Below are 5,956 nucleotides of genomic sequence, written 5' to 3' on the forward strand. Positions count from 1 at the left end.
AGAAGATATTTATCATTTAAAAGAAGTCATTCAAAAGCGTGAAGATATGGAAATCATAGAGGTAAAAGATTATATCGCTAATCCAAAGGGAAACGGCTATAAAAGTTTACACATGATTATTAAATATCCTTTATCACTGAATTCTGGTACAAAAGAAGTCTTTGCAGAAATTCAGTTACGTACACTTGCAATGGACTTCTGGGCAAGTTTAGAACATAAACTTTATTATAAATATGAAGGGAAAATACCTGAGTATTTAAAAGATGAACTACATGACGCAGCAATGAAAGCTGAAGACCTCGATAATAAAATGGCAACAATCCGCCAAGATATTGATGATATTGAAGCATGCTCAAATCAAATTATGTTACCACTATAAAGTGAAACTTTAATCAGTGGGGGTTTTGTTCATCCCCCACTGATTATTAGTTGAACCAATCGGACTTTTACGGACAGTTGATCTCCCACCTAACTTCTTTGCTCCAACTGAATTTTGAGGTGGGAGTTTTACTGTCCGTTAACGCGGGATAAAAAGTTTAAAACACAAAAAAGACGAGTCATACTGACTCGTCTTACAGTTGCTTGGCGACGTCCTACTCTCACAGGGACAAGGTCCCAACTACCATCGGCGCTAGAGAGCTTAACTTCCGTGTTCGGTATGGGAACGGGTGTGACCTCTCTGCCATCATCACCAAACTATGAAGGCATATTCCTTCAAAACTAGATAACATTTGCTACATATTATATGGTTAAGTCCTCGATCTATTAGTATTCGTCAGCTCCACATGTCACCATGCTTCCACCTCGAACCTATCAACCTGATCATCTTTCAGGGATCTTACTAGCTTACGCTATGGGAAATCTCATCTTGAGGGGGGCTTCATGCTTAGATGCTTTCAGCACTTATCCCTTCCGCACATAGCTACCCAGCTATGCCCTTGGCAGAACAACTGGTACACCAGCGGTGCGTCCATCCCGGTCCTCTCGTACTAAGGACAGCTCCTCTCAAATTTCCTACGCCCACGACGGATAGGGACCGAACTGTCTCACGACGTTCTGAACCCAGCTCGCGTACCGCTTTAATGGGCGAACAGCCCAACCCTTGGGACCGACTACAGCCCCAGGATGCGATGAGCCGACATCGAGGTGCCAAACCTCCCCGTCGATGTGGACTCTTGGGGGAGATAAGCCTGTTATCCCCGGGGTAGCTTTTATCCGTTGAGCGATGGCCCTTCCATGCGGAACCACCGGATCACTAAGCCCGACTTTCGTCCCTGCTCGACTTGTAGGTCTCGCAGTCAAGCTCCCTTATGCCTTTGCACTCTACGAATGATTTCCAACCATTCTGAGGGAACCTTTGGGCGCCTCCGTTACACTTTAGGAGGCGACCGCCCCAGTCAAACTGCCCACCTGACACTGTCTCCCGGGTCGATAAGACCCGTAGGTTAGAATTTCAATACAGTCAGGGCGGTATCCCACCAGCGCCTCCACCGAAGCTAGCGCTCCGGTTTCAATGGCTCCCGCCTATCCTGTACAAACTGTACCAAAATTCAATATCAGGCTACAGTAAAGCTCCACGGGGTCTTTCCGTCCTGTCGCGGGTAACCTGCATCTTCACAGGTACTATAATTTCACCGAGTCTCTGGTTGAGACAGTGCCCAAATCGTTACACCTTTCGTGCGGGTCGGAACTTACCCGACAAGGAATTTCGCTACCTTAGGACCGTTATAGTTACGGCCGCCGTTTACTGGGGCTTCAGTTCAGAGCTTCGCTTACGCTAACCCCTCTCCTTAACCTTCCAGCACCGGGCAGGTGTCACCCCCTATACTTCGCCTTACGGCTTCGCAGAGAGCTGTGTTTTTGCTAAACAGTCGCTTGGGCCTATTCACTGCGGCTTTCCGTTAAGAAAGCACCCCTTCTCCCGAAGTTACGGGGTCATTTTGCCGAGTTCCTTAACCAGAGTTCTCTCGCACACCTTAGGATTCTCTCCTCGCCTACCTGTGTCGGTTTGCGGTACAGGCACCTTTTATCTCGCTAGAAGCTTTTCTTGGCAGCGGGGAATCAAAGACTTCGCTCCATAAGGAGCTTCCCCATCACAGCTCAGCCTTCACGATAAGCGGATTTGCCTACTTATCAGCCTAACTGCTTGGACGTGCACAACCAATCGCACGCTTCTTCTATCCTTCTGCGTCCCTCCATTGCTCAAACGATAAAGAGGTGGTACAGGAATATCAACCTGTTGTCCATCGCCTACGCCTGTCGGCCTCGGCTTAGGTCCTGACTAACCCTGAGCGGACGAGCCTTCCTCAGGAAACCTTAGGCATTCGGTGGACGGGATTCTCACCCGTCTTTCGCTACTCATACCGGCATTCTCACTTCTAAGCGCTCCACCAGTCCTTCCGGTCTGACTTCACTGCACTTAGAACGCTCCCCTACCACTGATACCATTGGTATCAATTCGCAGCTTCGGTGGTGTATTTAGCCCCGGTACATTTTCGGCGCAGAGTCACTCGACTAGTGAGCTATTACGCACTCTTTAAATGGTGGCTGCTTCTAAGCCAACATCCTAGTTGTCTAAGCAACTCCACATCCTTTTCCACTTAATACACACTTTGGGACCTTAGCTGGCGATCTGGGCTGTTTCCCTCTTGACTACGGATCTTATCACTCGCAGTCTGACTCCTAAGGATAAGTCATTGGCATTCGGAGTTTGACTGAATTCGGTAATCCGATGAGGACCCCTAGTTCAATCAGTGCTCTACCTCCAAGACTCTTACACTTAAGGCTAGCCCTAAAGCTATTTCGGGGAGAACCAGCTATCTCCAGGTTCGATTGGAATTTCTCCGCTACCCACACCTCATCCCCGCACTTTTCAACGTGCGTGGGTTCGGGCCTCCATTCAGTGTTACCTGAACTTCACCCTGGACATGGGTAGATCACCTGGTTTCGGGTCTACGACCACGTACTAAACGCCCTATTCAGACTCGCTTTCGCTGCGGCTCCGCCTCTTCAGCTTAACCTCGCACGGGATCGTAACTCGCCGGTTCATTCTACAAAAGGCACGCCATCACCCATTAACGGGCTCTGACTATTTGTAGGCACACGGTTTCAGGATCTCTTTCACTCCCCTTCCGGGGTGCTTTTCACCTTTCCCTCACGGTACTGGTTCACTATCGATCACTAGGGAGTATTTAGCCTTGGGAGATGGTCCTCCCAGATTCCGACGGAATTTCACGTGTTCCGCCGTACTCAGGATACATTCAAGAGAGAACGAAGTTTCGACTACGGGGTTGTTACCCTCTACGACGGACCTTTCCAGGTCGCTTCGTCTACCTCGTTCCTTTGTAACTCCGTATAGAATGTCCTACAACCCCAAGAGGCAAGCCTCTTGGTTTGGGCTATGTTCCGTTTCGCTCGCCGCTACTCAGGAAATCGCATTTGCTTTCTCTTCCTCCAGGTACTTAGATGTTTCAGTTCCCTGGGTCTGTCTTCCTTACCCTATGTATTCAGGTAAGGATACCATACCATTACGTATGGTGGGTTTCCCCATTCGGAAATCTTCGGATCAAAGCTTACTTACAGCTCCCCGAAGCATATCGGCGTTAGTCCCGTCCTTCATCGACTCCTAGTGTCAAGGCATCCACCGTGCGCCCTTTCTAACTTAACCAAACTAAAAATTAAAAAATATGAGCTACACTGTTATCTAGTTTTCAAAGAACATACATTTATATATGAGAGATAGTTCTCTCAAAACTGAACAAAACGAAACACGGAAACTTATATTGATGAACAGCGTTCATCAATTCTCCATAGAAAGGAGGTGATCCAGCCGCACCTTCCGATACGGCTACCTTGTTACGACTTCACCCCAATCATCTGTCCCACCTTAGGCGGCTGGCTCCATAAAGGTTACCCCACCGACTTCGGGTGTTACAAACTCTCGTGGTGTGACGGGCGGTGTGTACAAGGCCCGGGAACGTATTCACCGCGGCATGCTGATCCGCGATTACTAGCGATTCCAGCTTCATGTAGGCGAGTTGCAGCCTACAATCCGAACTGAGAACGGTTTTATGAGATTAGCTCCACCTCGCGGTCTTGCAGCTCTTTGTACCGTCCATTGTAGCACGTGTGTAGCCCAGGTCATAAGGGGCATGATGATTTGACGTCATCCCCACCTTCCTCCGGTTTGTCACCGGCAGTCACCTTAGAGTGCCCAACTTAATGATGGCAACTAAGATCAAGGGTTGCGCTCGTTGCGGGACTTAACCCAACATCTCACGACACGAGCTGACGACAACCATGCACCACCTGTCACTCTGCTCCCGAAGGAGAAGCCCTATCTCTAGGGTTTTCAGAGGATGTCAAGACCTGGTAAGGTTCTTCGCGTTGCTTCGAATTAAACCACATGCTCCACCGCTTGTGCGGGCCCCCGTCAATTCCTTTGAGTTTCAGCCTTGCGGCCGTACTCCCCAGGCGGAGTGCTTAATGCGTTAACTTCAGCACTAAAGGGCGGAAACCCTCTAACACTTAGCACTCATCGTTTACGGCGTGGACTACCAGGGTATCTAATCCTGTTTGCTCCCCACGCTTTCGCGCCTCAGTGTCAGTTACAGACCAGAAAGTCGCCTTCGCCACTGGTGTTCCTCCATATCTCTACGCATTTCACCGCTACACATGGAATTCCACTTTCCTCTTCTGCACTCAAGTCTCCCAGTTTCCAATGACCCTCCACGGTTGAGCCGTGGGCTTTCACATCAGACTTAAGAAACCACCTGCGCGCGCTTTACGCCCAATAATTCCGGATAACGCTTGCCACCTACGTATTACCGCGGCTGCTGGCACGTAGTTAGCCGTGGCTTTCTGGTTAGGTACCGTCAAGGTGCCAGCTTATTCAACTAGCACTTGTTCTTCCCTAACAACAGAGTTTTACGACCCGAAAGCCTTCATCACTCACGCGGCGTTGCTCCGTCAGACTTTCGTCCATTGCGGAAGATTCCCTACTGCTGCCTCCCGTAGGAGTCTGGGCCGTGTCTCAGTCCCAGTGTGGCCGATCACCCTCTCAGGTCGGCTACGCATCGTTGCCTTGGTGAGCCGTTACCTCACCAACTAGCTAATGCGACGCGGGTCCATCCATAAGTGACAGCCGAAGCCGCCTTTCAATTTCGAACCATGCAGTTCAAAATGTTATCCGGTATTAGCCCCGGTTTCCCGGAGTTATCCCAGTCTTATGGGCAGGTTACCCACGTGTTACTCACCCGTCCGCCGCTAACTTCTTGAGAGCAAGCTCTCAATCCATTCGCTCGACTTGCATGTATTAGGCACGCCGCCAGCGTTCATCCTGAGCCAGGATCAAACTCTCCAATAAAGTTAGTTTGTCTAGCATCTAAAAATAAAAATTGACGTTTCACGTTGTTTGTTTCGTTCAGTTTTCAAAGTTCAATATCGCGTTTCAGCGACTTTTATAATATATCATAGTATATTATTTTCGTCAACAAGTTTTTTAAGGTAATTTGTATCCCTCATTTGCTGACTCTGCCTATTATATAGAGTTTTCTAATGCTATGCAAGTATTATTATAAAAAAATAAGAGGAGGAAAATCCCCCCTCTTATTCTTCAGAAGAAACCTCTTCATTAGATTCCTCTTCTTCATCTTTTTGTGCTTTTGCTACCGTCGCTACCTCTTGCTCATCCTCTAAACGAATTAGACGAACACCTTGTGTATTACGTCCCATTTGAGAGATTTGATCAACTGGCATACGAATAATAACACCCGCTGCCGTAATTAACATGATGTCTTCTTCACCTGTTACAGATTTAACAGCTACTAACTTACCGTTTTTATCTGTAATATTACAAGTCTTCAGACCTTTACCACCACGGCTTTGTAGACGGTATTCATCAATTGGTGTACGTTTTCCATAACCATTTTTGGTTACAATTAGAACATTTACATCC

General features: G+C 48.2%; 2 protein-coding genes and 3 rRNA genes. 1 reads left to right on the forward strand and 4 read right to left on the reverse strand.

Features of this window, described 5'->3' with window-relative positions; all coding sequences use genetic code 11:
- Window positions 1-379 (forward strand): GTP pyrophosphokinase (locus ACZ4TR_RS49295; protein ID WP_465296150.1); only part of this gene is annotated, 379 nt, incomplete at its 5' end.
- A gap of 201 nt (window positions 380-580) precedes the next feature.
- Here the strand turns inward: ACZ4TR_RS49295 and rrf are convergent.
- The 4 genes from rrf to ACZ4TR_RS49315 all read right to left on the reverse strand — a co-directional run.
- Window positions 581-696, reverse strand: a 5S ribosomal RNA gene (gene rrf, locus ACZ4TR_RS49300).
- Between the two features lie 49 nt (window positions 697-745).
- Window positions 746-3,667 (reverse strand): 23S ribosomal RNA (locus tag ACZ4TR_RS49305).
- A 146-nt stretch (window positions 3,668-3,813) separates the two neighbouring features.
- Window positions 3,814-5,365: ribosomal RNA gene (locus tag ACZ4TR_RS49310) — 16S ribosomal RNA — on the reverse strand.
- Together the 16S, 23S and 5S rRNA genes form the textbook arrangement of a ribosomal RNA operon.
- Before the next feature lie 242 nt (window positions 5,366-5,607).
- Window positions 5,608-5,956, reverse strand: a 349-nt coding sequence (locus ACZ4TR_RS49315) for a DNA gyrase C-terminal beta-propeller domain-containing protein (protein WP_465296152.1), incomplete at its 5' end; no start/stop codon positions are given.

This window comes from Amycolatopsis sp. NPDC028719 (assembly GCF_055565395.1).